This is a genomic window from Pseudomonas umsongensis (assembly GCF_002236105.1).
GTDB classification, from domain to species: Bacteria; Pseudomonadota; Gammaproteobacteria; order Pseudomonadales; family Pseudomonadaceae; genus Aquipseudomonas; species Aquipseudomonas umsongensis.
The window spans coordinates 1,308,034-1,333,016 of the sequence record NZ_NIWU01000002.1 but is presented as its reverse complement, the minus strand read 5'-3'; the positions used below and the strand labels follow the sequence as shown (position 1 = coordinate 1,333,016).

The 24,983-nt window shown below is 59.4% G+C and carries 21 protein-coding genes and 3 pseudogenes; 18 read left to right on the top strand and 6 right to left on the bottom strand.

What is annotated here, in order from left to right; translation table 11 throughout:
• Positions 1-180 precede the first annotated feature (180 nt).
• Both fnr and PSUM_RS16460 read left to right on the top strand, forming a co-directional pair.
• Positions 181-924 (top strand): fumarate/nitrate reduction transcriptional regulator Fnr, encoded by a 744-nt coding sequence (gene fnr / locus PSUM_RS16465; RefSeq protein ID WP_083348583.1) that lies wholly within the window; start codon positions 181-183, stop codon positions 922-924.
• A 23-nt stretch (positions 925-947) separates the two neighbouring features.
• Positions 948-1,931, top strand: a complete 984-nt coding sequence (locus tag PSUM_RS16460) for a zinc-dependent alcohol dehydrogenase family protein (protein WP_083348582.1) — start codon at positions 948-950, stop codon at positions 1,929-1,931.
• Here the strand turns inward: PSUM_RS16460 and PSUM_RS16455 are convergent.
• Positions 1,921-2,832 carry a universal stress protein gene (locus PSUM_RS16455; protein WP_020800315.1) on the bottom strand — a complete coding sequence of 304 codons (912 nt, stop codon included), beginning with the start codon at positions 2,830-2,832 and terminating at the stop codon, positions 1,921-1,923. The two genes, PSUM_RS16460 and PSUM_RS16455, sit on opposite strands and share 11 nt — an antisense overlap.
• Positions 2,833-3,055: 223 nt before the next feature.
• Here PSUM_RS16455 and PSUM_RS16450 point away from each other — a divergent pair, with 223 nt between their 5' ends.
• Positions 3,056-3,619, top strand: a complete 564-nt coding sequence (locus PSUM_RS16450; protein WP_083348581.1) for a GNAT family N-acetyltransferase — start codon at positions 3,056-3,058, stop codon at positions 3,617-3,619.
• Between the two features lie 54 nt (positions 3,620-3,673).
• Here PSUM_RS16450 and PSUM_RS16445 read toward each other — a convergent pair whose 3' ends face one another.
• From PSUM_RS16445 to PSUM_RS16435, 3 genes are all read right to left on the bottom strand, one after another.
• Positions 3,674-4,597 (bottom strand): universal stress protein, encoded by a 924-nt coding sequence (locus PSUM_RS16445; protein ID WP_083348580.1) that lies wholly within the window; start codon positions 4,595-4,597, stop codon positions 3,674-3,676.
• 104 nt (positions 4,598-4,701) lie between these two features.
• Complete coding sequence (locus PSUM_RS16440; RefSeq protein ID WP_083348579.1) at positions 4,702-5,940, bottom strand: MgtC/SapB family protein; 1,239 nt, start codon at positions 5,938-5,940, stop codon at positions 4,702-4,704.
• Positions 5,941-5,991: 51 nt separating this feature from the next.
• Positions 5,992-6,201 (bottom strand): hypothetical protein, encoded by a 210-nt coding sequence (locus PSUM_RS16435; protein ID WP_083348578.1) that lies wholly within the window; start codon positions 6,199-6,201, stop codon positions 5,992-5,994.
• A gap of 312 nt (positions 6,202-6,513) precedes the next feature.
• Here PSUM_RS16435 and PSUM_RS16430 point away from each other — a divergent pair, with 312 nt between their 5' ends.
• Both PSUM_RS16430 and PSUM_RS16425 read left to right on the top strand, forming a co-directional pair.
• On the top strand, positions 6,514-7,434 hold the full coding sequence (locus PSUM_RS16430; protein ID WP_083348577.1) for a universal stress protein: 921 nt from the start codon (positions 6,514-6,516) through the stop codon (positions 7,432-7,434).
• A gap of 49 nt (positions 7,435-7,483) precedes the next feature.
• Positions 7,484-8,389, top strand: coding sequence for an amino acid ABC transporter substrate-binding protein (locus PSUM_RS16425; protein ID WP_083348576.1), 906 nt, complete (start codon positions 7,484-7,486; stop codon positions 8,387-8,389).
• A gap of 117 nt (positions 8,390-8,506) precedes the next feature.
• On the opposite strand, the gene PSUM_RS16420 is transcribed toward PSUM_RS16425, so the two are convergent.
• A complete protein-coding gene (locus PSUM_RS16420) occupies positions 8,507-10,540 on the bottom strand; it encodes an alkyl/aryl-sulfatase (RefSeq protein ID WP_083348575.1) in 2,034 nt (677 codons plus the stop codon).
• 144 nt (positions 10,541-10,684) lie between these two features.
• Here PSUM_RS16420 and PSUM_RS16415 point away from each other — a divergent pair, with 144 nt between their 5' ends.
• The 6 genes and pseudogenes from PSUM_RS16415 to copD all read left to right on the top strand — a co-directional run bounded on the left by PSUM_RS16415 (position 10,685) and on the right by copD (position 16,062).
• Complete coding sequence (locus PSUM_RS16415) at positions 10,685-11,641, top strand: LysR family transcriptional regulator (protein ID WP_083348574.1); 957 nt, start codon at positions 10,685-10,687, stop codon at positions 11,639-11,641.
• A gap of 51 nt (positions 11,642-11,692) precedes the next feature.
• Positions 11,693-11,810, top strand: a pseudogene (locus PSUM_RS31350) (transketolase family protein); the annotation flags it as partial.
• A 183-nt stretch (positions 11,811-11,993) separates the two neighbouring features.
• Positions 11,994-13,763 carry a copper resistance system multicopper oxidase gene (locus tag PSUM_RS16410; RefSeq protein WP_033044952.1) on the top strand — a complete coding sequence of 590 codons (1,770 nt, stop codon included), beginning with the start codon at positions 11,994-11,996 and terminating at the stop codon, positions 13,761-13,763.
• 10 nt (positions 13,764-13,773) lie between these two features.
• Positions 13,774-14,685: a copper resistance protein B gene (locus tag PSUM_RS16405; protein WP_020800325.1), complete on the top strand. Its 912-nt coding sequence runs from the start codon at positions 13,774-13,776 to the stop codon at positions 14,683-14,685.
• A gap of 54 nt (positions 14,686-14,739) precedes the next feature.
• The gene (copC, locus tag PSUM_RS16400) at positions 14,740-15,123 is read left to right on the top strand and encodes a copper homeostasis periplasmic binding protein CopC (RefSeq protein ID WP_033044954.1); all 384 of its coding nucleotides are present in this window, start codon (positions 14,740-14,742) and stop codon (positions 15,121-15,123) included.
• Between the two features lie 3 nt (positions 15,124-15,126).
• Positions 15,127-16,062 carry a copper homeostasis membrane protein CopD gene (gene copD / locus PSUM_RS16395; protein ID WP_020800327.1) on the top strand — a complete coding sequence of 312 codons (936 nt, stop codon included), beginning with the start codon at positions 15,127-15,129 and terminating at the stop codon, positions 16,060-16,062.
• Positions 16,063-16,125: 63 nt separating this feature from the next.
• On the opposite strand, the pseudogene PSUM_RS16390 reads toward copD, so the two are convergent.
• A pseudogene (locus PSUM_RS16390) lies at positions 16,126-16,968 on the bottom strand (alpha/beta fold hydrolase); the annotation flags it as partial.
• A 108-nt stretch (positions 16,969-17,076) separates the two neighbouring features.
• Here PSUM_RS16390 and PSUM_RS31940 point away from each other — a divergent pair.
• The 7 genes and pseudogenes from PSUM_RS31940 to PSUM_RS16355 all read left to right on the top strand — a co-directional run.
• Positions 17,077-17,223: pseudogene (locus tag PSUM_RS31940) on the top strand (MerR family DNA-binding transcriptional regulator); the annotation flags it as partial.
• Positions 17,224-17,431: 208 nt separating this feature from the next.
• The gene (gene hutC / locus PSUM_RS16380; protein ID WP_042955793.1) at positions 17,432-18,184 is read left to right on the top strand and encodes a histidine utilization transcriptional repressor HutC; all 753 of its coding nucleotides are present in this window, start codon (positions 17,432-17,434) and stop codon (positions 18,182-18,184) included.
• A 395-nt stretch (positions 18,185-18,579) separates the two neighbouring features.
• Positions 18,580-20,259 (top strand): urocanate hydratase, encoded by a 1,680-nt coding sequence (gene hutU, locus PSUM_RS16375; RefSeq protein WP_083350133.1) that lies wholly within the window; start codon positions 18,580-18,582, stop codon positions 20,257-20,259.
• 128 nt (positions 20,260-20,387) lie between these two features.
• The gene (locus PSUM_RS16370; protein ID WP_083348572.1) at positions 20,388-21,554 is read left to right on the top strand and encodes a CaiB/BaiF CoA transferase family protein; all 1,167 of its coding nucleotides are present in this window, start codon (positions 20,388-20,390) and stop codon (positions 21,552-21,554) included.
• A complete protein-coding gene (locus PSUM_RS16365) occupies positions 21,544-22,686 on the top strand; it encodes an acyl-CoA dehydrogenase family protein (RefSeq protein ID WP_020798130.1) in 1,143 nt (380 codons plus the stop codon). Before PSUM_RS16370 ends, PSUM_RS16365 begins: the two co-directional genes overlap by 11 nt.
• 94 nt (positions 22,687-22,780) lie before the next feature.
• On the top strand, positions 22,781-24,208 hold the full coding sequence (locus PSUM_RS16360; protein WP_020798131.1) for a purine-cytosine permease family protein: 1,428 nt from the start codon (positions 22,781-22,783) through the stop codon (positions 24,206-24,208).
• A 76-nt stretch (positions 24,209-24,284) separates the two neighbouring features.
• Positions 24,285-24,971 (top strand): TetR/AcrR family transcriptional regulator, encoded by a 687-nt coding sequence (locus tag PSUM_RS16355; RefSeq protein WP_093935784.1) that lies wholly within the window; start codon positions 24,285-24,287, stop codon positions 24,969-24,971.
• Positions 24,972-24,983: the final 12 nt, after the last annotated feature.

Here is a 24,983-nt window from a genome sequence, read left to right as displayed (position 1 = left end):
TCTGTGGGTCTGCAAGCGTTCAGACTTGATTTACCTCAAGTTTCAACGCCGCTCTGATTCTTATCTGTAACAAAGCCGGATCAGGGTCCATTCGTCTGATCACTCAGTTCCAGGCGTCTATTCTCAACGCCCAGCGGCAATAGACACTATGCTCAATAGGCTGATATCGAGGGCTTCCATGTGACTGAAACTCGATCGTATCGCGATCAACATCTCAAAACGGCGTGCTCCAGTTGCAGCGTATTGGAGCTGTGCCTGCCGTTAGGCTTGACCGGTGCGGAAATCGAGCGCCTGGACACGCTGATCATTCAACGGCTCAAGGTCAAAAAGGGCTCGGCACTCTACCGCGCAGGCGATCCATTGCGTTCGCTGTATGCCGTGCGATTGGGTTCATTCAAGACCAGCGTGCTTTCAATCGACGGTCGCGAGCAGGTCACCGGGTTTCAGATTCCAGGTGAAATGCTCGGCCTGGACGCCATCAGCACAGAACAGCATACCTGCGATGCGGTTGCCCTGGAGGACAGCGAGGTCTGCCCCATCCATTTTGCCCACCTGGAAAAACTTGCCCGAGAGTTGCCTTCATTGCAGCACAACCTGAACAAAATCCTCAGCCGGGAAATCGTGCGTGATCACGACATGATGATGATGCTGGGCAACATGAACTCGGATGAACGGTTGGCCGCTTTTTTGCTGAATATGTCGCAACGCTTGAACTCCCGTGGTTATTCGTCGCGCAATTTCGTGCTGAAAATGCGCCGGGAGGAAATCGGTTCTTATCTGGGCCTGCGCCTTGAAACCGTCTGTCGGGGCATCGCTCACCTGCGTGACCAAGGTTTGGTGGAAATAACCGGCCGCGACGTCAACATTCAGGACATGGATGGACTCAAGCAACTGATAGTGGGCTGTCATCGTCACCTGAGTTGAAACCTGCCGCCTGGAGTGTGTTCATGCGTGCCATGGTCCTGCATCGCCCCGGCCAGTCACTGCAATTGCAAGAGCGCCCCATTCCCACGCCCGACTCACAGCAGCTGCTGATCAAGGTCCTGGCGTGCGGCGTGTGCCGCACCGATCTGCACCTGGTGGATGGCGAATTGCCCCAAGCGCGGCTGCCACGCGTGCCGGGGCATGAAATTGTCGGCGAAGTCACGGCCGTCGGTGCCGACGTCGCTGCCGAGTGGATCGGCCGGCGGGTAGGCGTGCCCTGGCTGGGCTGGACCTGCGGGCACTGCGTGTTCTGCCGTTCGGGACGAGAAAACCTCTGCGATAAGGCCCGGTTCACCGGCTGCCATCTGGACGGAGGGTATGCCGAGTACACCGTAGCCGACGCACGTTTTTGCTTCCCGATCCCTGAGTCACTTTCCGACACCCAGGCCGCACCGCTGCTGTGCGCCGGACTGATTGGCTTTCGGGCCCTGCAAATGGCCCGAGGCGCCCACCATCTGGGCCTCTATGGTTTTGGCGCGGCAGCACACCTGGCCATTCAGATCGCCCGTGGACGTAAACAGAAGGTGTATGCCTTCACCCGTCCAGACGACAGCGAAGGCCAGGCTTATGCCCGGTCGCTGGGTGCCGAATGGGCCGGGCCCTCGGATCAACCTCCGCCGCATCTGCTCGATGCCAGCCTGATTTTCGCCCCGGTCGGTGCCTTGGTGCCACTGGCACTGGCGGTCACCGTCAAGGGAGGCTGCGTGATTTGCGCCGGCATCCATATGAGTGACATTCCCGCCTTTCCCTATCGGCTGTTGTGGGGCGAGCGCAGCGTTCGATCGGTCGCCAACCTGACCCGTGAGGATGGCACAGCGTTTTTCGAAGCACTGCAGCACACGCCCGTTCACTCTGACGTCACCTGTTTTGCCCTGGACGATGCCAATCAAGCGCTGGAACGGTTGCGGAGCGGGCAGTTCAACGGCGCAATCGTACTCATACCCTGACGCGCTGCCTGACCGCCAGGATGCTCCCTGGCACCGAGTACAGCGCCCGCTCGGTATTGCTGCCGATCAGCCGGTCGATCCCAACCCGATGCACAGTGCCCATCACCACCACGTCAGCCAAATACTCCTCGACGAACTCACTGATCACCGGCACAGGCAACCCCATGACGAAATGGCGTCGTTCCGGCGGCACGCCGTAGCGCTCCGCCAATGTCACGAACGCCTGGTGCAAGGACTGACGCAGCTCCTCGATAACGTCCACGCCCCACCCTCCCCCGGCCAGTGGCGCATCGCTGTTGAAGAGGGGTGACAGGTCATAGGCGTACAGCAGGTGTAACGGCGCGTCGCATTGCAAGGCCAGGGCATTGGCGGTCTGGATGATGGTGTCATTCAAGCCGCTGATTTGAGTCGCTGGATCGAAGGGGTCCACGGCTGCCACGATTCGATGCGGCAAGCTGTAGCGGACATGGTTGACCAAGTGCACGGGGACCGGGCACTCACGCAACAGGTGGCAATCGAGTGGCGTGATGAATACTCGCTTGAGCACCGGTTCAAGGCTGACATCCTTGATCAGCAGGTCGGGCTTCAGATCCTCGACCGTTTTCAGTATGTCCAGCAACGGATGGGTGGTGAAGACGGCTTTGACTGTCACATCCAGCCCCATATCGTTGAGCCGATCGAGCTCTTCGGCCTCCCAGCGGCGGTAGCGACGCATATAGCGTTGATGCTCTGTGTCGTCGACTTTCTCGGCCCACAAATGAACCACTGGCACCGGTTCGGCAAACACCCGTACATCCAGGACTGCGCCGGCGGCCTTGGCCAGCGCGACGGCACGCTGTTCGGCGGGAGAGCGTTGCAGGTTTTGATCGACGATCAGCAGCAACCGTTGATATTGACTCATCACACACCTCCATTCGATCCCGGTCATCACTCGCCGGCATGCTTCAACACTGCGCCCTGATCCCTCTCGCGTGCTTGATGTAAATCAACCCGCACGCACTGACGCGCCTGACGCCTGTCTCTGATCCAGATCAAATTCCAACCTGGACAGCAGGGTAAAAAGAACTCGAGCGCGGATTTTTTGCCGCCCGCACGTCCTTGAAACTGCACTGGAGGAATACCCCATGCTCACTGTCAAAGACCACAATGATCGGGCTGCAGCCGCCTATGCCGCCGTCGATGGCCAATACTGGATTGAAGCACTCAGGGACGGCCGCCACGTGTTGATCCGGCCACTGACGGAACAGGACCGCGACCGTGAATATGACTTCATCAAGCGGCTGTCTCCCGAATCCAGGCACATGCGTTTTCTCGCACAGATCAACGAGCCCGGCACGACGATGCTCAACCAATTGATGGACACCGACAACAAACAGCGCGTGGCCTATATCGCCCTGGTCCACGATAACGGGCAACTGATCGAGGTTGGCATCAGTCGTTATGCGGCCACCGGGGAACATGAATGCGAATGCGCCGTCACGGTCGCCGATCTGTGGACGCACCTGGGCCTGGGCACATTGCTGATGACGCATTTGATCGAGGCCGCCCGCCGCAACGGCTTTCGCCAGATGTATTCCGTGGACGCCGCCAGTAATGCGCCCATGCGCGACCTGGCCAAGGCACTTGGCTTCGAGAGACAGTGTGATCCTGACGACAGCCGCCAGGTCATCCATCGTCTTCACCTGTAGAAAAGTCGCCCCGCGATGTCTCGGCCAACGGCTCATCGCGGGGCGTTCCCCACATCAGGATTGCAGCATTTGTCGCGGCTTGATCGCCAATACACTGCACGGTGCCTGATGCAGCAGGTGCTCGGCCGTGGTGCCCAGCAACTTGCTCAAACCCTTGTGCTGCACCGTGCCCATGACAATGACATCGGTGCGGTGTTCGGCGGCAAACTCACAGATACTGGGCACGGGCGCGCCTTCCCTGAAGAAACGATGCTGCACAGGCACGCCGTGGCGTTCAGCGATGGCCGCAAACGCCTCCTGCTGAGCCGTTCCCAACATTTCATACACCCCGTTAGCCAGTTGCAATGCGCCAAAGCCCATGTCCTGGGCATATACAACCGTCCAGTCATACACATGCAGCAGGTCAAGATCGGCATCGCAGATCGCGGCCAGTTTCGCCGCTGCGTCGATAATGTGGTCGTTGAACACCCGGTCCTGATCCTCATCGCGCATTACATCGATGATGGCCAGCACATGACGCGGCCGCGGATTCAGCGGCGTGGTCACCAGATGCACCGGCACCGGGCAATCACGCAGCAGTTGCCAATCCAGCGGCGTGAAAAACACGCGCTTGAGCGCCGATTCTTCATGGGCGTCCTTGATGATCAGCGTCAGTGGCATCTCGTTGATAAAGTTGAGGATCTCTGCATAAGGATCCTGTACCCACACCACCTCGCTGGTGACCTCGACGCCATGCTTGCTCATCAATCCGGCCTGATCCGCGAGCCATTGCCGATGAGTTTGCAGATAGCCATCCCGGGCCAGGCTGAATTGCTCCGGGGCAAACAACCCGGCTACCGCCAACGCCTGTGAGTAGTCGAACGCCACGATGTGCAACGGCAAATGCATCGCCTGCGCCAACGCCGCGGCCCGGTCGAACGCCGGGGTATGCTTCATGGTTGAAGGGGCGATCAGGAGTAAACGTTGAGTCTGCGACATGGGGCACCTCGGCGCGCGGCCATTTCAATCCGGTAGTAGATGCTCAGATTGATCGATTGTTGTTGCGCCCCCTTGATATTTGTCAGTGATACGCACGATGTCCGTCAGTTCAGGCTCATCCCCGCCCACATTGCCAGTGTCAGCAACACCTGGCCCGGAATCACGTAGGCGGCGAAACGACGTCCGCCGCTGACCCACGCCACCACGCATTTGCTGACTGAGTTGCTGCTGATCGCTATCAACAGGGGCCCGACGATAGCGTCGAACGGTAAACGGCCGGACTTGGCCAACGTGGCAATCGACGCCGTCGAGGAATGTGCATCGGCAAAACCTGAGATCGTGGCGGTGAGCATGACCCCCATCTGGCCAAAATGGCTAAGCATCATGGATGAAACAAAGGTGATACCGGTCATGGCCAACGTGACGATCAGGGCCAGCTTGAGGTTGAACGCACCTCCGACCTTGATCGGCTGGTTGGCGCCGGCCGTCGGCTTGGGGAGCATCAGGCACAAGCCATATAACGCTGCCGCGACAGCACCGCCGATCAGGGGCCCCCACATGTGGCGCAGCAGACCGGTGTCGACCGCCCCCAGGATCAGGCCGACCTGGGTAACGGTGGCCATGTTGGACAGGATCGCGGCCGCGCTCAGGAGCTTTATGTCGTCGGGCTGCCGGGCGACGAGATGGCCCATGGCGGCGATCGTCACGGCGCTGGAGGCAAACCCGGAGGCAATGGCGCTGATGGGGTAACCGTAGCGGATACCCAGGGTACGCACTGCAATATGCCCAATCGCCCCCACTGCCATCAGCAACACGGTCAGTGTGCAAATGGTGCGCAAATTGATCGCAGCATAGGGGCCGATAAAACGATCCGGCGCCAAGGGCAGCACGACCAGCGCAGCGGTCAGCAGGATCAGGCCGTCACCCAGCTCGGCATCGGTCAATTGACTGCGGGCGAAGTAGTGCAATTTCTGTCGATAGGCCAACAATCCCGCGATGGCCACGCCAATGGCAATCGCCAGCGTCGGCCAGGCACCACACAGCCCACCCAGTATCAGGACACTGAGCAGGGCCACTTCACTGGTCACACCGGGATCGTCGCCAACGCTGCGCCAGTACGCTACGGTGAAGAGCACGCCGAGGATGATCGCGACGATGCTTATCAGCAGGTTGCCACCGAGCTGCATCGCCACATAACCCAGCAATGCAGTGATCGCATAGGTGCGCAAACCGGCACACGCACGGTTCTCCTCCTGCCCTTTGTGCCGTTCGCGCTCAAGGCCGATGAGCATGCCAATTCCCAGCGCAGCAGCGGCACCCGCCATCCCGAAGGTTTCATTCATTGGGTTGTCACCTGCACAAGCCCGGCCCCGTGCTGGCCCACGTCCTGCTGACTACACGAGATCGGTGCGAGCCTGCGGTATTCGGCTGGCACGGGCTGCCGAGTCTCGAGCATTCGGCCAGACATGGGGGGCTTCGATACGTGCCTTGAGCTGATCAACGAATGCCTGCGCTTGCGCCAGGCTATTGAAATTCACTTCCAGGGCATCAATGCACACGCCCCAACAATGGCTGGCGGGTTTCTCCGTGATATCAATGAACATAAATACCTCCATCCGACAACGAGAATCACCCCGTGCGCAATCGGGCACAAATTGGCAATGGCGTCCGGCACCAGCACGCAATCCAAAGACTGCACCGCCGTGACAGGAGAAGGATTGATAATGGTCAACTAATTCTTCACTGGACGCGGCTTTGGGCAACCGCACGTCGAGCGATAGCGTCCGTCCCCCTCTCATTTGACAAAGATCAAGTCCACCCTCCCGGCCGCAAGCACCATGATTGCAAGGTTCAACTGCCCAAGGCCTCGGTTATTTGGGGCAAGCCAACGCGCGATTACCGACCGGAGATCCGTCATGTCTGATCAATCACGTTTCATGCTGATCGTTTCACCGTTGATGGAAAACAGCCCTGCCTTCGACCGGGCCGCCGCATTGGCCAAGGCTTCGGACGCGGCACTGCACATCGTAGCGTTCGATTACCTCGAAGGGCTGGCGACGGCTGGAATGGTCAACGAACAGGCGCTGGAACAGATGCGGCTGGGTTATGTCGAGCGCCATCGCCAATGGCTTGAGGACCAGGCTAGACCACTGCGCAAAATTGGCGTTCACGTCACCACGGAAGTGGTCTGGGTGGAGAGGCCCTTGCAGGAAATCCTCATCCATCTCAAGGAACAACCGATGGCCGTATTGATCAAGGCACTCGAACATGAGTCCCTGCTGTCACGCCTGATGTTTACTCCACTGGATATCCACTTGTTGCGTGAATGCAAGGTGCCGCTGCATTTTGTCAGCCATATGCACCATGCTTTGCCGCGCAAAATCGTCGCTGCAGTCGACCCTTTTCATCGTGATGACCAGTATGCAGATTTCAACGACAGGATTTTGCGCGAGGCGTCAAAACTGGCCGCCATTTGCAACGCCGAGCTCGACGTGGTCTACGCCCACGATCTTTCATCGATCAGCGCAGATGAATTTGGCTTCAGTAATGGTTCGGCATTTTTTTCTTCGAGCAAAGCCAAAACCCTTTTCGATGCGCAAGCTGAAGCGTTCCGCGAGCTTTCTCAGCGCAACGGTATTGGGCCGGAGCGCCAGCACATGATCATGGGCAATCCGGCCAAGGTGCTTTCCAGCTATGTCGGGGCCTATGACACTGATGTCATTGTCATGGGGCGCGTCGGCCACGGCGCCATGGAGCGTTTGGTTGGCAGCACTGTGGAACATCTGCTGTACAAGATGCCCTGCAGCGTGTGGGTGATTTCACCCGAAGACATCTGAACGATGGATCTTTGCCGATCAGAAGAAACACCTGACGGGAGAAAGAGGAATGAGCGCTCAACCGATTAAAGCCGCCCACCTGCTTCTTGTCTGCCTGCTTTCCCTGGTATCCGCCGTCGCGGGAGCCGACACGCTTGAACGGGTGCGCAACAGTCACTCGGTAGTGCTGGGGTATGTGCCTGACTTCGCACCGTTCAGTACCCAGGACGGTGATAAGGCCAGCGGATATGCGATCGATCTCTGTCAGGGCATCTTCAACGCACTGAAAACCGAGTTGAACCTGCCTTCACTAAAAGTTCGTTATCAGCCCGTTGGATTGGGCGAAGAAACCAGCGCCGTCAGCACTGGAAAAGTCGACATTCTCTGCACCCCGACGCCGGCAACACTGGAACGTCGGAAAACAGTCAGCTACTCCATTCCTGTCTACACGGCCGGCCTATCGGCCGTGGTCAACAAAAAGGCGCCTAATGCGCTACTCAGGGTGCTGAAAGGCGACGTGGTCAAAACCGGCCCAAGCTGGCGTACAGACGTCAATCGCGCATTGGCCAACATGACGTATGCCACGATTGCTGGCGGCGTCACCGAGCAGTGGATCAATCAACAGATACGATCCCTGGGCGTGGTCGCCACACTCGTCACGGTGCAAGACGCGGCCGCGGGCCTCAAGCGTGTTGCCGATGGCAAGGCAGATGTTTTCTTCGCTGAACGCACAATGCTCAAACATGAGCTCACCGACCAATACGTCACCGGAAATCTCGTATTGCTTGATCGCATCTTTGAGTACTCAACGACCTCGATGATGCTCGATCGTGATGATGAAAACTTCCGACTGTTAGTTGATAGCGCGCTAAGCGAGATGTATCGCAGTGGTGAGATTGAGCGCCAATATGACAAACACCTGGGAGGCGTCAGTGATACCTCCCGAATGTTTTTCAACCTCTATGCCCTTCCTTGATGACGACAGGGGTCAAGGGGAAGCTCACGGCGGCGGGAGCTTTCCAGCCAGCGGGTGTTTAACAGGCGCGTCCAAGCCTCAGACGCGCCAGGTTAACTGTCTACCGCGCCATCGCCGTTACTGCTTCGTCCCCGGCAGCAGTTCAAAGTCCGGGGTGAATGGGGTCATGGCGGCCATCAGTTGGGCGAACGGTTTGCGATCGCCTTCAAAGGTTGCCTTGCCGTCCGCGACGAGCTGATCGAAGCTGGTCTGCCTGGCCATCACGCCTTCAAGCGCCGAGCGATCGAGGGTGAGGGTCAGGTCGGGTTTTTTTGCCTGCTGGCCCTTGATGCTGGTCAGCGTTGAATTGCTCAGCTCCACCACGAATTGTTCGCCATTGTCCGGGGTCTTGAGGTTCAGGACGAAATGCAAGTCCGCAACCTTGCTGCCATCCAGGCTGATGCCGAGATATTCGAGCCACAACTCCGTGCTCATGGCGCGGATAAAGTCCGGCCCGCCAGATCTTGGCGCCCGGCCGTTGGGCATGCCGTTGCGCAACTCATAGGCCGCCGCCAGGAAGCTGTTGCGCACGCCGGCACTTTCCTTCTGATAGCCCACCTGCTCATAGACGTCCGCCAGCAGGTCCTTGGCCTGGGTGTTTTGCGGCTCGGCGTACACCAGCTTATTGAGAATCTCATAGGCTTCACGGTATTTGCCTTGATCGTACAAGGCTTTGCCCTTGGCCATGATCTTTGCAGCCCCGCCCATCATTTCAACGTACAGCGGAGCCGAATCCTTCGGTGACAGCGGCATCAGCGTGGCCGGGTTGGCATCCCAATAACCCAGGTAGCGGTTGATTACCGCGCGGCTGTTGTGTTCTTCCGAGCCGTGATAGCTATGCGTCGCCCAAGTGTTCTTGAGGCTCTCGGGCAACTTGTAGACATTGTGGATCTCGTTGATGGTGACGCCCTGGTTCGCCGCATGCAGGACGGCGTTGTTCAGGTTGGCATAGGCGTCGCGTTGCGCGCGCATCACTTCCTGGATTCGTTCATTGCCCCAGCGCGGCCAATTGTGCGCGGCAAGCATCACATCCGCCTGCTGGCCGTAGCGATACAGGGCGTTGTTGATGTTCTTCGACCACACCAGCGGATCGCGCACCAAGGCACCGCGCAGGGTGTAGATGTTGTGAATGGTGCCGGTGACGTTCTCGGCCGCCCAGAACGCCTTGAACTGCGGGAACCAGGTATTCATTTCCGACGGTGCTTCGGTGCCTGGCGTGTTCTGGAACTCCATTTGCACCCCGTCGATTGTCACGCTTTCGAAATCCTTTTCGATGTATCGATTAGGTTCGATCAAGCCGATGTTGCCGGAGGCGGCGTTTTTGCCGATCGCCATGTCGACATGACCGTAGGGACTGCGTGGCAACAGCAGGCCGTATTGAAAGAACGCGCGTCGATTCATGGCATTGCCGGCGTATACGTTTTCAGCGACCGCATGCTCCATGAAGCCCACGGGGGCGATCAGCGCGACCTTGCCGCTGCGCACGTCCGCTTCCTCGACTACGCCACGGACACCGCCAAAGTGGTCCGCATGGGAGTGAGAAATCACCACGGCCACCACCGGGCGCTTGCCCAGTTTTTCATTGATGAAATCCAGCGCCGCCCTGGCGGTTTCCTTCGAGGTCAGGGTGTCGAAAACGATCCAGCCGGTGTCGCCCTTGATGAACGTGATATTGGCCAGGTCAAAGCCGCGGATCTGATAGATCCTGTCTGGAACCACTTCATACAGACCATAGGCCATGTTGAGCACGGCCTGCCGTTGCAACGAGGGATTGACCGTGTCGAAGTCCTTGCCCGCGAGCAGGAAATCATAGCTGCCCATGTTCCAGGCGACGTTCCCCGCATCGGCCATGATCTTGTTGTAGGCCGGCGCTGCGATGAAGCCTTTCCTGGCTTCTTCAAAATCGCGCTTGTCTGCAAAAGGAAGCGTGTTGCGCACACCTTTCTGAAATTCGACGGTGTAGGTCGAGGGCGGTTTGCCCTTGTTGTCGAAATGGTTATCGACATGCTCAATCGCGGCCGGTACGGCAGTTGTCTGAGCAGCAAAAATGCTGGGGTTGAAGCCCGTGGACAGTGCGATGGCCAGCGCGCAACTGAGGGTCTTGTTGTTCATGAAATGTTCCTTCGCCAGAGTATCGATGCCTTGATGGCGCGGGTTTGCTCTTGTTCGTCTTGACCCGCCTGGCAAGGAATAGCATATTCATTTGATTACGAAAAATTCCGTTTTACTTGATATCGATAACATTAAGGTTATGACATGACCCCGCGCCGCCTACGTCAATTCCTGGCACTGATCGAACATGCCCATTTTGGTCAGGCGGCCAAAGCGTTGGGCGTTTCGCAACCTGCGCTGAGCAAAAGTATCCAGCTGCTGGAACAGGAGCTCGGCGTTACGCTGTTCGATCGGCGCACCGACGGTGTGACCCTGACGGCGTTCGGCCAGGTGCTGCAGGCCAAAAGCCAGCGCTTGTTGATGGCTGAAGAGGACCTTCGGCGGGACATCGCCCTGCTGGCAGTGGGCGACATCGGCACACTCAAGGTGGCCTTGGGGCCGTACCCCAGTGTCATCAGCGGCTATCGCGCCATTGCCCGGTTGCACGCCCGCCATCCCAACCTCAAGGTGACGGCCCATGTTGCCGGTTGGCGAGAAGTTGCGCAGCAGGTCGCCAACGGTGTAGTGGATCTGGGGATCGCTGAAATCAGCGCGTTGCAAGGCGAAAAAGAATTCAAATGCGAGCTATTGGGTGAGCATCAGGGACGCCTGTTTTGCCGACCCGACCATCCGCTGCTTGCGCAACGCTCCCTGAAGCGGGCGCAAGCACTCGATTACCCTTGGGTGGCGTCGCGTATTCCGTCCCGCCTGGCCGGCCTTATACCGCCCGCGACATTAGGCTGCGCCGGTGCCTATGACACAGTGACAGGCGATTTCGTGCCGGCGATTGAAATTGACGTGCCCATGCAGATCGTTCAATTCGTGGTGAACAGCAACGCGCTGGCAATCGGCACGTTGACGGCCTTTGAGCGCGAGTTGCTGGCGGGTGAAATCATACCGCTGCCGCTCCACGATCAGGCGTCGTATATGCATTACGGTTTTATCTCCCTCAAGGAACGCTCGCTGCCTCCCGCCGTCGAGGCTTACATGCGCGAAGTGCGGGCGGTGGAAGAGGACGTCACGCGGCGGGAACGGGAACTGGCCGCGTTGATGATGAGGTAGCGCAAAATCAGTAATTGAAGTCATGCGCCAACTCTTTTTTGCATCCACTGCGCCAAGGCCCACCCCGATCGTTTCCATCAGATGGGTATGGCCCCTGAGGGCTTCGCGCCGCGCCTATGACTTCATCTGCATAGCGATTGCCAAGGAGAACCTCAACGTCAAGATACTTAAGCGTGAAGCCCACATTCGCAAAGTCTGGCATGACAGGATCCAATTCGAGGTCGCGGGTGAAGCTGACAAAACCGTAATCTTCAGCTCAGTCTTCTGAAAGGTCGCCCCCCTTACCCTCTTCATCAAACGTGGCAACATCTCCTGATTGCTCCGTCATCCGACTGACAGGGAACACAGCGTCATGCGACCTGAAACTTCTAGACGAACCTTTGTGAAGGGGCTCGCCGCCACCGGGATTCTCGGCGGCCTCGGGCTATGGCGCACACCTGTCTGGGCGATTACCAGCCCGGGCGAGGCGAATGTCCTGGCCGGTACCGACTTTGACCTGTTCATCGGCGAAACCCCGGTCAACATCACCGGCAACCGGCGCACCGCGATGACCATCAATGGCGGTATTCCCGGCCCCCTGCTGCGCTGGCGCGAAGGCGACACGGTTACGCTGCGGGTGAGGAACAAACTCAATGCCGATACCTCCATTCACTGGCACGGCATCTTGTTGCCGGCCAACATGGACGGCGTACCGGGGCTGAGTTTTCACGGCATCGAACCCGGTGGGATGTATGTCTATCAATTCAAGGTCAGGCAGAACGGCACGTACTGGTATCACAGTCATTCGGGGCTTCAGGAGCAGTCAGGCGTCTACGGCCCGCTGGTGATTGATGCGAAGGAGCCGGAGCCGTTTGAGTACGACCGCGATTATGTGGTGATGCTGACCGACTGGACCGACGAAGATGCGGTCGGCTTGATGAAGACGTTGAAAAAACAGTCGGATTACTACAACTACAACAAGCGCACCGTGGGCGACTTCATCCACGACGTCAGCGAGAAAGGCTGGGGCTCCACCGTCGCAGATCGAAAGATGTGGGCCGAAATGAAGATGAATCCCACAGACCTGGCCGACGTCAGCGGCGCGACTTACACCTATTTGTTGAACGGCCAGGCGCCTGACATGAACTGGACCGGTGTATTCCGTCCCGGAGAGAAACTGCGCCTGCGCTTTATCAACGGCTCCGCCATGACCTACTTCGACGTACGCATTCCCGGCCTGAAAATGACGGTGGTCGCAGCGGACGGCCTGCATGTCAAACCGGTGAGCGTCGACGAGTTTCGCATCGCGGTGGCAGAGACGTTCGATGTGATCGTCGAGCCGACCCAGGATGCCTACACCCTGTTTGCCCAGTCGATGGATCGTACCGGCTACGCCCGCGGCACGCTGGCGGCGAAGGTGGGTTTGTCCGCGCCGATCCCTGCCCTAGACCCGAGACCACTGGTGACCATGGATGACATGGGCATGGGCGGTATGGATCACGGCAGCATGGGCGGCGACATGGCGGGCATGGATCACAGTCAGATGACCGGCATGGACCACAGCTCAATGCAAGGCATGGCCGGCATGGATCACAGCGGCATGACCGGCATGGGCGAAATGCAGTCCCATCCCGCGACCGAAAACAACAATCCGCTGGTGGACATGCAAGCCATGACCACTTCACCCAAACTCGATGACCCTGGCCTCGGCCTGCGTGACAATGGTCGTCGCGTCCTGACCTATTCCGACTTGCGCAGCACCTTCGCAGACCCGGACGGCCGCGACCCCGGCCGCACCGTGGAACTGCACCTCACTGGCCACATGGAAAAGTTCGCCTGGTCGTTCAACGGCGTGAAGTTCTCCGACGCTGAACCGCTGCGCCTCAAGTACGGCGAGCGAATCCGCATCGTATTGGTCAACGACACGATGATGACGCATCCCATTCACCTGCATGGCATGTGGAGCGACCTTGAAGACGCGAACGGCGAGTTCATGGTGCGCAAACACACCATCGACATGCCGCCAGGCTCACGGCGCAGTTATCGGGTGACTGCCGACGCGCTCGGCCGCTGGGCCTATCACTGCCACCTCCTGTACCACATGGAAATGGGCATGTTCCGTGAAGTTCGCGTGGAAGAATGAGGCGCTACCCATGATCAGGATTACTCCGATTTTTCTGGCGCTCGTGACCGCGAGCCTGACACTGTCATCGGCAATGGCCGCCACAAACGATATGCAGGGCATGGATCATAGCCAGATGCAGGGCATGGATCATAGCCAAATGCAGGGCATGGACCACAGCCAGATGCAAAGCATGGACGACGGCCAGATGCAGCCTGCCGCGCCTGCCGAAAGCCGCACGCCGATTCCGGCGTTGACCGATGCCGACCGCGCCGCCGTGTTCGTCAGCCCCCATGGCCATAACGTCCATGACTCCGCACTCAACTATTACTTGCTTGCCGACAAGCTCGAATGGCAGGACGCTGATGATGGCAGCACCCTGGCCTGGGATATCTCGGGTTGGATCGGCGGCGATATCGACCGCCTGTGGCTGCGCTCGGAAGGCGAACGCACCAATGGCAAGACTGAAGATGCGGAGGTCCAGGCACTGTGGGGCCACGCCATCTCCCCGTGGTGGGACGTAGTGGGCGGCGTTCGCCAGGATTTCAAACCCGGCGACCCACAAACCTGGGCGGCGTTCGGCGTGCAAGGCATGGCCCTGTACAACTTCGAGACCGAAGCCACGGCCTTCATCGGTGAAGGTGGCCAAACCGCCGCGCGCCTGGAAGGCGACTACGACATCCTGCTGACCAACCGACTCATTTTGCAGCCAACCGCCGAACTTAATGTCTACGGCAAAAACGACCCGCAACGAGGCATCGGTTCCGGCCTGTCCAACACTGAAGCGGGCCTGCGCCTGCGGTATGAAATCCGCCGGGAGCTTGCCCCTTACATCGGCGTGACCTGGAACCGCACCTACGGCAAGACAGCCGATTATGCCAGGGAAGAAGGCGAGGATCGCAGTGAGGCACGCCTGGTCCTTGGTGTTCGGCTGTGGTTCTAGTACACGTTAACTACAATCAAAAAAATGACCGCTTGAAGCGGTGAGAGGCCTTGTATGCGATTGATCAAAACCAACGCTGTTGCCATCGCACTTTCCAGCGCGCTGCTGATGAGCACCTTCGCTCAGGCGCACCCGAAATTGCTCTCCTCCACCCCGCAGGAAGGCGCGGTCGGCCCGGCCCCCGCCAAGATCGAGCTGCACTTTTCCGAAAACCTCATGACCCAGTTCTCTGGCGCGAAACTGGTCATGACCGAAATGCCGGGCATGGCCCATGCCCCGATGCCCATGAAGGCCAAAGTCTCTGGCGGCAGCGACCCGAAAACCATGGTTATCACGCCGCTCTCTCCATTGCCCGCTGGTAGCTACCAAGTCGATTGGCGCGCGGTGTCGTCGGACACTCATCCGATCACAGGCAACGTTTCGTTCAAAGTGAAATAACTGATGAGCGACTGGGCCAGCATTGCCCTGCGCTTCGGCTTGTACATGGATTTCATGCTGCTCTTTGGCATGGCACTTTTCGGGTTGTACAGCCTTGAAGGACGAAAGCGAGTGTCGGGGGCCGTGTTGCCGTTTCGGTCCATGCTGGCGGGGACGACGGTGCTGGGTGTACTCATGTCTGTCGCCAGCATGGTACTAATGGCGAGCGCCATGAGTGGGGAGTCGGACTTCGCCGAGCTGCACCCGCATATTGAAATGATGGTATTGGAGACGGACGTAGGCTTTGCCTGGGTCGTGCGCATCATCGCGTTGGTTGTTGGCGGTTCAGTGGTGCTGCTCCACCAACGTGCACCTGTCGTTAGCTTGTCAGTCGCAACTATTGCCGGTGGTATAGCCCTGGCCAGTCTCGCCTGGAGCGGTCATGGGGCGATGGATGAGGGCAGTCGTCGTTATTGGCATTTTGCGATGGACATACTGCACCTGCTGGCGGCAGGCGCCTGGCTGGGTGCATTGGTCGCCTTTGCCAGGATGGCAATGCTCGACACGCTGCAAACAGCAGAAAGCATCAAGTTGCTGGCCCGGGTCGTCAACCGATTCGAATCGGTGGGCGCTTTGATCGTAGTCGTGATCACGGTCACAGGCGTCGTGAACTACCTGTTCATCGTGGGTCCAGAACTCGATGCCGTGCTGCTAAGCACCTACGGGACTTTGCTGCTCATCAAAGTGGTGTTGTTTGCCGGGATGTTGGTGCTGGCCGCGTTGAACCGATTTCACCTTGGCCCGCTTTTGCAACGGTCGTTGCGGGAGGGGGAGTATCGAGTGGCGGCTAATGCGTTAAGGCGCAGCGTGTTGGTCGAGTTATCGGCAGCGGTGTTGATTGTGGGGCTGGTGGCCTGGTTGGGAACGTTAAGTCCTGATATGGAGACCGCAGTAACCTGAGCAGGGAGTGAGGCCGGTAAAATGCAGAGGGGCAGGATGTTTTACCCGCCCCTCCCCGGTTGCCTAACCCCGCACGAAAGCAAGCAAATCGGCGTTGATGGTTTCGGCGTTCGTCGTGGGCATGCCATGCGGGAAGCCCGAATAGGTTTTCAGCGTGCTGTTTTGCAACAGCTTGGCTGACAGGAGCCCGGAGTTTTCATAAGGCACGATCTGGTCATCATCACCATGCATCACCAGCACCGGGATCGTGATGCTTTTCAGGTCTTCGGTGAAGTCGGTCTGGGAAAAGGCCACGATCCCGTCATAGTGCGCCTTTGCACAACCCATCATGCCTTGCCGCCACCAGTTGGCGATGGTGCCTTCGGACGGTTTCGCACCCGGGCGGTTATAACCGTAGAAAGGCCCGGCCGGGACGTCGCGATAGAACTGGGCGCGGTTGGCTTTGAGTTGTGCCTGCAAGTCATCGAAAACCGATTTCGGCAGCCCGCCCGGATTGCTTTCAGTCTTGACCATCAGCGGCGGTACGGCGCTGATGATGGCGGCCTTCGACACGCGGTCCTCGCCGTGCCGAGCAATGTAGTGGATGACTTCACCGCCGCCGGTGGAGTGCCCCACATGGACGGCCCCCTGCACGCCAAGATGGTTGACTACGGCTGCGACGTCATCGGCATAGTGATCCATGTCGTGCCCGTCCCAGACCTGGCTGGATCGCCCGTGGCCGCGCCGATCGTGTGCTATGACCCGATAGCCGTTGGCCAGGAAAAACAGCATCTGCGCATCCCAGTCGTCTGCGCTGAGTGGCCATCCGTGATGAAAGAAAATCACTTGGGCGTCCCGTGGACCCCAGTCTTTGTAAAAGATCTCGACACCGTCCTGCGTAGTGACATAACTCATGCTCGCATCTCCTGTGTGGTAGGGAGGCCATGACCAAAAGCATTAAACCTGGGCCGCTTGGCTGCCCAATGACTTTAGGTTTAAAGTCAACTTTAAGGTCAATAGTTTTTTGGGTGGACTATGAGAATAGGCGAACTGGCGAAAATCAGCGGATTGGCGCCTTCACGCATCCGCTTCTACGAAGCGAGCGGCCTGATCAAGTCTGTCGCGCGCAAAGCCAATGGGTATCGCGACTATGCACCGGACACGGAGTGGGTGTCACCGTTGCGCGCGCTGATCCTGCAACAGCTCGCCAATGCCTGTCGCACTCGCCAATATCGCCGCTGGATTGAAAAGCGTTCGACGTGACTCGACGCATGCCTGGGTGATGTCGCATCAATCGCCTGGGGCCTCGACTACGCATAGGCGTATCTGCCGTAGCTCGGTAAACTAGCGAGCAAGCTAGTCGGGGCATTTTTTCAATTCAGGAATCAACGTGGCCAAATCTATTGAGGACAATGCGTCTCTCGAGTCTTTTTCGCTCGAGAGTCCCTCCCCGCTGTATGCGAGGGTCAAGCAAATCATCATGCAGAAGATTCGCTCCGGTGCCTGGTTGCCCAATTCCAAGGTGCCGTCGGAAAGCGAATTGCTGAATTTGTTGGGGGTCAGTCGCATGACCATCAACCGCGCCTTGCGCGAGCTGACCATTGAAGGCTCGCTGGTACGGATGCAAGGGGTTGGCACCTTCGTTGCGGAGCCCAAGGGGCATGCCGCATTGTTCGAGATCCACAACATCGCCGAAGAAATCGAGGCCAGGGGTCATGAACATCGCTGCGAAGTGATCGTGCTCGAAGAGATGCCTGAACGGGCTCGTGCTTCGATGCCCTTCCCCCTCGAAGGGGTCAAGCGCCTGTTCCATTCGGTGGTGGTGCATCACGAGAATGGCGTGCCGGTGCAGATCGAAGAACGCTTCGTCAACGCCGAGGTAGCACCCGCTTACCTGCAGCAGGACTTCACCAAGATCACGCCTTATGCCTACCTGATCCAGTTGGCGCCGTTGACCGAGGGCGAACATGTGGTCGAGTCGATCCATGCCAAATCCGCCGAGTGCAAGCTGTTGCAGATAAAACGCTATGAGCCGTGCCTGTTGATTCGCCGCCGTACCTGGGCAGCCAAAGGCCAGGTCGGCTGCGCGCGACTGGTCTATCCGGGGTCGCGTTATCGACTGGAAGGCAAGTTCGGTAATTGATCCCACGGGTCGAGCGGCCCCCGCTTGCCGCTCGACCTGCCTGTTGTTGCAGATACCCTGCCGACATTGTTACCGCCACCGCCCGGAGTGGCAAAAAGGTGACATTTCGTCGTTCCCCGCCGCACAAAAGTGTTACGGATTGCTCGTCTTCGCATCAGCTTATCGCAAAGTTGCAACAGAATTTTCTTTCCACCTCGCATGAGCCATTTTTTCTTTGATCTCTTAAGTCATTGAATTAATTCATATTATTTGACTTTTAAGTTTTTCCTCAGGTCGTAAATTCAGATTTTGGCCCCTCACTTGCATTCACTTGTACATACAGGTTGATATAAGCGCAGATAGATAAGCTAAACCGCGCCGCCAACCCGCTAACCAGTGAATGAGAGGAGATGACCATGACCGCCAAGACCACCCGCCTGCGTGACGTCGAAATCCGCGCTGCCCGCGGCAACAAGCTGACCGCCAAGAGCTGGCTGACCGAAGCTCCGCTGCGCATGCTGATGAACAACCTCGACCCGGAAGTCGCCGAGAACCCCAAGGAACTGGTGGTGTACGGTGGTATCGGTCGTGCGGCGCGTAACTGGGAGTGCTACGACAAGATCGTCGAGAGCCTGACCCACCTCAACGACGACGAGACCCTGCTGGTGCAATCCGGCAAGCCGGTCGGTGTGTTCAAGACCCACGCCAACGCCCCGCGCGTCCTGATCGCCAACTCCAACCTGGTACCGCACTGGGCGAGCTGGGAGCACTTCAACGAGCTCGACGCCAAAGGCCTGGCCATGTACGGCCAGATGACCGCCGGCAGCTGGATCTACATCGGCAGCCAGGGCATCGTCCAGGGCACCTACGAAACCTTCGTTGAAGCCGGTCGCCAGCACTACAACGATGACCTGAAAGGTCGTTGGGTCCTGACCGCCGGCCTCGGTGGCATGGGTGGCGCTCAGCCTCTGGCTGCCACCCTGGCCGGCGCTTGCTCGCTGAACATCGAATGCCAGCAGAGCCGTATCGACTTCCGTCTGACCAGCCGTTACGTCGACGAGCAAGCCAAAGACCTCGACGACGCTCTGGCGCGCATCGCCAAATACACCAAGGAAGGCAGGGCGATCTCCATCGCCCTGCTGGGTAACGCGGCTGAAATCCTCCCGGAACTGGTCCGTCGCGGCGTGCGCCCGGACATGGTCACCGACCAGACCAGCGCCCACGACCCACTGAACGGCTACCTGCCGGCTGGCTGGACCTGGGAACAGTACCGCGACCGCGCCATTACCGATCCGGCCATGGTGGTCAAGGCCGCCAAACAATCGATGGCCGTGCATGTCCAGGCCATGCTGGATTTTCAAAAGCAAGGCATCCCGACCTTCGACTACGGCAACAACATCCGTCAGATGGCCCAGGAAGAAGGCGTGGAAAACGCATTCGATTTCCCAGGCTTCGTACCGGCCTACATCCGTCCACTGTTCTGCCGTGGCATCGGCCCGTTCCGTTGGGCTGCACTGTCGGGCAACGCTGAAGACATCTACAAGACCGACGCCAAGGTAAAAGAGCTGATCCCGGACGACGCCCACCTGCACAACTGGCTGGACATGGCTCGCGAGCGCATCAGCTTCCAGGGCCTGCCGGCACGTATCTGCTGGGTTGGCTTGGGCCTGCGCGCCAAGCTGGGCCTGGCGTTCAACGAAATGGTGCGCAGCGGTGAGCTGTCGGCGCCCATCGTGATCGGTCGCGACCACCTGGATTCCGGTTCGGTCGCCAGCCCGAACCGCGAAACCGAATCGATGCAGGACGGTTCCGATGCCGTGTCCGACTGGCCACTGCTCAACGCCCTGCTCAACACCGCAAGCGGCGCGACCTGGGTGTCCCTGCACCACGGCGGCGGCGTCGGCATGGGCTTCTCCCAGCACTCGGGCATGGTGATTGTCTGCGACGGTACCGATGAAGCGGCCGAGCGTATCGCACGCGTGCTGCACAACGACCCGGCGACCGGCGTCATGCGTCACGCCGATGCGGGCTATCAGATCGCGATCGACTGCGCGAAGGAGCAGGGGCTGAACCTGCCGATGATTACCGGTAAATAACGCACCCCTGTAGGAACCGGCTTGCTGCGGGCGGCGCTCCGACGATGGCGGTTCGCCTGCCCCACCGGGGTGCCTGCATCGCCAGCAAGCCGGCTCCTACAGAAATCCCCCCATACGAGGAAACTGCCATGAGCAGCAGCCCGTTTACCCAACAACTGCAAGGCGTTCGCGTGCTGGACTTGAGCCGCGTCCTGGCCGGCCCGCATTGCACCGCGATGCTGGCGGACCTTGGCGCCGACGTGATCAAGTTCGAAGTGCCGGGACACGGCGATGACAGCCGTCACCTGGGTCCCTTCAAGGACGGCGAGAGTGTTTACTTTGGCCTGATCAATCGCGGCAAGCGCAGTGTCGAGATGGATTTCAAGTCCACCGAAGACCTGGCCCGCCTGTATGAACTGGTGCGCGACGCCGACGTCGTCGTGGAAAACTTCCGCCCCGGCGTCACCCGTCGCCTGGGCATCGATTTCGATACCCTCAAGCAATACAACCCCAGGCTGATCTACGCGAGCATCTCCGGCTTCGGCCAGCATGGTCCGCTGTCAACCAACCCGGCCTATGACATCGTCGCGCAGGCGATGTCCGGGCTGATGAGCGTCACCGGTTTTGCCAGCACAGGACCGACCCGCAGCGGCGAGGCCATCGGGGACTTGTGTGCCGGGGTCTACGCCGCCTGGGCCATCAGCTCGGCGTTGTTCGCCCGCGAGCGGCACGCGCCGGGCCCGCAATACATCGACGTCGCCATGTTCGATGTGCTGTTCAGCCTGCAAATGACCGGCCTGTCCAATCTCTTTGCCAATGGCGTCGCGCCGGGCCTGGTCGGCAACCGCCATCCGGTGTCGACCCCCTTCGATACCTATCGCGCGGCGGATGGCCAGGTGGTTATTGCGGTCGCCAGCAACAAACTGTTCCAGCGCCTGTGCGAATGCATGGGCAAGCCAGAACTGGCCAGCGACCCACGCTTCGTCGATGACCCGCAACGCACGCAAAACGAGCCGGCCTTGCGCGCCGAAATCGAACACTGGACCGGCCAACTGAGCGTCGACCAGGCCTGCGACACGCTCCTCGATGCCGGCGTACCGTCCTCCCCGGTGTGGAACCTCGCCCAGGCGGCCGACAGCGAACAGGCACAGGTTCGTCAATTGCTGGTTCGCCCCGCGGGCTGCGAGCAGCCACTGGTGCCGCAACCGGTTTTCTTCAATGGCCATAAACCCCACGCCCTCACCCTCGCCCCTCGCCTGGGCGCTGACAACGAGGCATTCGGACTGAAAAAACAGGAGATTTCCCATGAACTTTGAACTGGACCAGGTCGAACTGGCCGTTATCGAAACCGCTGAAAAACTGGCCCGCGAGGTGATCCAGCCGCGCGCCCAGCATTACGACGAAACCGAGACGTTCTGTGCCGAGAGCTTGCAAGCCCTGGCTGAACTGGGTGGCATGGGCATCAACCTGCCCGAAGAATATGGTGGCCTGGGCATCGGCAGTCTGGCGATGAGTCGCGTGGTCGAAGCCGTCGCCGGCGCCTGTGCCTCAACCGCGTCGGCCCTGACCGCGCACTTCCTGGCGACCGACTCGATCCTGATCGGCGGCACCGAAGCGCAAAAGCAGGAATGGCTGCCCCGCGCTGCCAGCGGCGAGTTGCTCGGGGCATTTGCCCTGACCGAACCGGCCGCGGGCTCCAACCCGGCCGACATGCGCTGCCGGGCGCAGGCTGAAAACGGCGGCTGGAGAATCCGTGGCAGCAAGCACTACATCACCAACGCCCGTGAAGCCGGTTTCATCGTGCTCTACGCCAAGACCGACGCCGACGCCGGGCACAAGGGCATCAGCGCCTTCATGATTCCCCAGGGCACTGCGGGCATCAGCTTCTCCAGCCCGGAAAAAACCATGGGCCTGCGCGGCAGCACCATCTATGAACTGGCCCTGGATTGCTGGCTGCCGGCATCGGCACTGCTGGGCAGCGAAGGCGCCGGTTTCAACACCGCCATGGCCGTACTCGATCGCGGCCGCGTCGAAGTCGCCGCCATGTCCCTGGGGGTTGCCAATGCGGCGTTGCAGGCAAGCCTTGCCTGGGTGCGCGAACGGCAGATCGGGCCCAAGCCGCTGGCGGCCTATCAAGGCACCCAATGGCGCATCGCTGACATGTACGCGCAGCTGGAAGCGGCTCGCATGCTCACCTGGAAAGCCGCCGCGCGCCGTGACAGCGGCGAACGCTTCAGCCTGGAATCGGCCACTGCCAAGTTGTTCGCCGCCGAATGCGCCGGCTTCATTACCGATGCCGCACTGCAACTGCACGGCGGCTACGGCTACATCCGCGACCTGCCGCTGGAGCGCTATGTGCGCGACGCACGGATCCTGCGGATTTTCGAGGGCACCTCGGAAGTGCAGAAAATCATCATTTCGCGAAGCGTACTCGACGCCCAGCGCTAACCAGGCAAAAACCGGGGCCTGACTTGCAGGCCTCATCCCGAATGTCCCCACCTGAGAAGGCTGTCGTATTCCACGACACCCGAGAGGAACCGCCATGTCCGCCTCCAAAGAAAGTGCGCAGCGCAAGTCGTATATAGAACGGCGATCCATCGATTACATTCCCGAATCCGAGCGCCATGGACGGCTGCTCAGTCAGTTCACCCTTTGGTTCGGCGCCAACCTGCAAGTCACCGCCATCGTCACCGGAGCCTTGGCCGTGGTGCTGGGCGGCGATGTGTTCTGGTCGCTGATCGGCCTGCTGATCGGTCAACTGCTGGGCGGCGCGATCATGGCCTTGCACGCAGCCCAGGGCCCGCAGCTGGGCCTGCCGCAAATGATCTCCAGCCGTGTGCAGTTCGGTGTCTACGGCGCCGTCATCCCCATCGTTCTGGCCTGCCTGATGTACGTGGGATTCTCCGCCAGCGGCTCGGTGCTCGCCGGCCAGGCTATCAGCCAGTTGCTAAACGTCAGTGATGGCACCGGCATTCTCATTTTCGCGGCGATGATCGTCGTGCTGACCGTGCTGGGCTATCGCACCATCCACTGGATCGGACGGCTGTCGAGCCTGATTGGCGTGGTGTCGTTTTTCTACCTGTTCTACCGCTTGCTGTCGGCCCACGACATCGGCGAACTGCTGGCCAACCGGCACTTTTCCCTGAGCAGTTTTCTGCTGGCGATCTCGCTGTCGGCCTCCTGGCAGATCGCTTTCGGCCCCTACGTCGCCGACTATTCGCGCTATCTGCCGAGAAGCACATCGGCCCTGAAAACCTTTCTCGCCGTTGGGCTGGGATCGGTCATCGGCACCCAGATCTCCATGATCTTCGGTGTGTTCGTCGCCGCGCTGGCGGGGGATCAGTTCGCCGGGCACGAGGTGTCCTACATCGTTGGCCTGGGTGCAAGTGGCTTTGTGGCGTCGCTGCTGTTTTTCAGCATCGTGTTCGGCAAGGTCACCATCACGACCCTCAACGCCTATGGCAGCTTCATGTCACTGGCAACCATCGTCAGCGGTTTTCGCGGCAATCAGGAAATTTCCAGGGTGTCGCGCCTGCTCTACATCCTGGTCATGGTCGGCGCGGCGACAGCACTGGCCTTGATGGGCCGCCACTCGTTCCTGCATGACTTCTCCGCCTTCATCCTGTTCCTGCTGGCGTTTTTCACCCCCTGGAGCGCGATCAACCTGGTGGACTTCTACCTGGTGACCAAAGAGCGCTACGACATTCCGGCCCTGTCGGATCCTGATGGCCGCTACGGACGCTGGAACCTGCCCGGCATCGCGGTGTACACCCTCGGCGTGGTGATCCAGATGCCATTCATTGCCACCAGCTTCTACACCGGCCCGCTGGTAGAAACCCTCGGTGGCACCGATATCTCATGGCTGATCGGCCTGATAGTGCCCGCCTTCATCTACTACTGGGTGGCACGGGGTTCGCACCAGCGCGTGCCTTCGCGGCTGATTCTTCCGCAAGAGTCCAATCCGCTCTGATCCGGCTGCAGGGCGGCGCGCCAGGGCCGCCCTGTCCGTAACCCTGAACAATCACTTTTTCCCTGATGAAACCACCATGCTTGCAATCGACGCCTCCACCCATTCGCCACTCAGCGCTCGCGACCGGCTGGTTCGCGCTGCAGTCGAGCTATTCGCAACACGTGGCTTCCAGGCCATTGGCTTGCGTGACCTGGCAAGTCACGTCGGGTTGCAGGCCGGGTCGCTTTACCACCACATCGAAAATAAACAGTGCCTGTTGTTCGAGCTCATCGAATCCGCTTTGTCCGACTTGCTGATCATCACCAGGCGTCGCATGAAAGGCGCCAAAACCCGCGCCGAACGGGTACGTCGCTTTGTCCAGGCCTTCGTAGGCTTTGCCTTGACCGAAAAGCACCGATTGATCCTGGTGACCCGCGAGTTCGTGAACCTCGACGAGGCCCACAAACACCACGTCGACAAGTTGAAGCACGCGCACCGTGCGATGTTGAGCGACATCATCGCCGATGAACATGCACGCAAAGACAAACCCCATGCCGAGACCTGCCTGATCACCCATGCAGTGATGGGTATGCTCTATGGCCAGTTGCACTGGAACGAATTGGAGATTGCTGAACGGCAGCTGACGGAACTACTCACGGGTTGCGTCCTGCGCATTATCGCAAGAGACGGCCTGAGTGCCGACCTGACTTCAAGTGATCACAATGCGCAGCACTGGTTTGTCGATCCGAAGAGCGCACATGCGCACTTGAACCTCAAGCCATGATGCGAGGCTTGC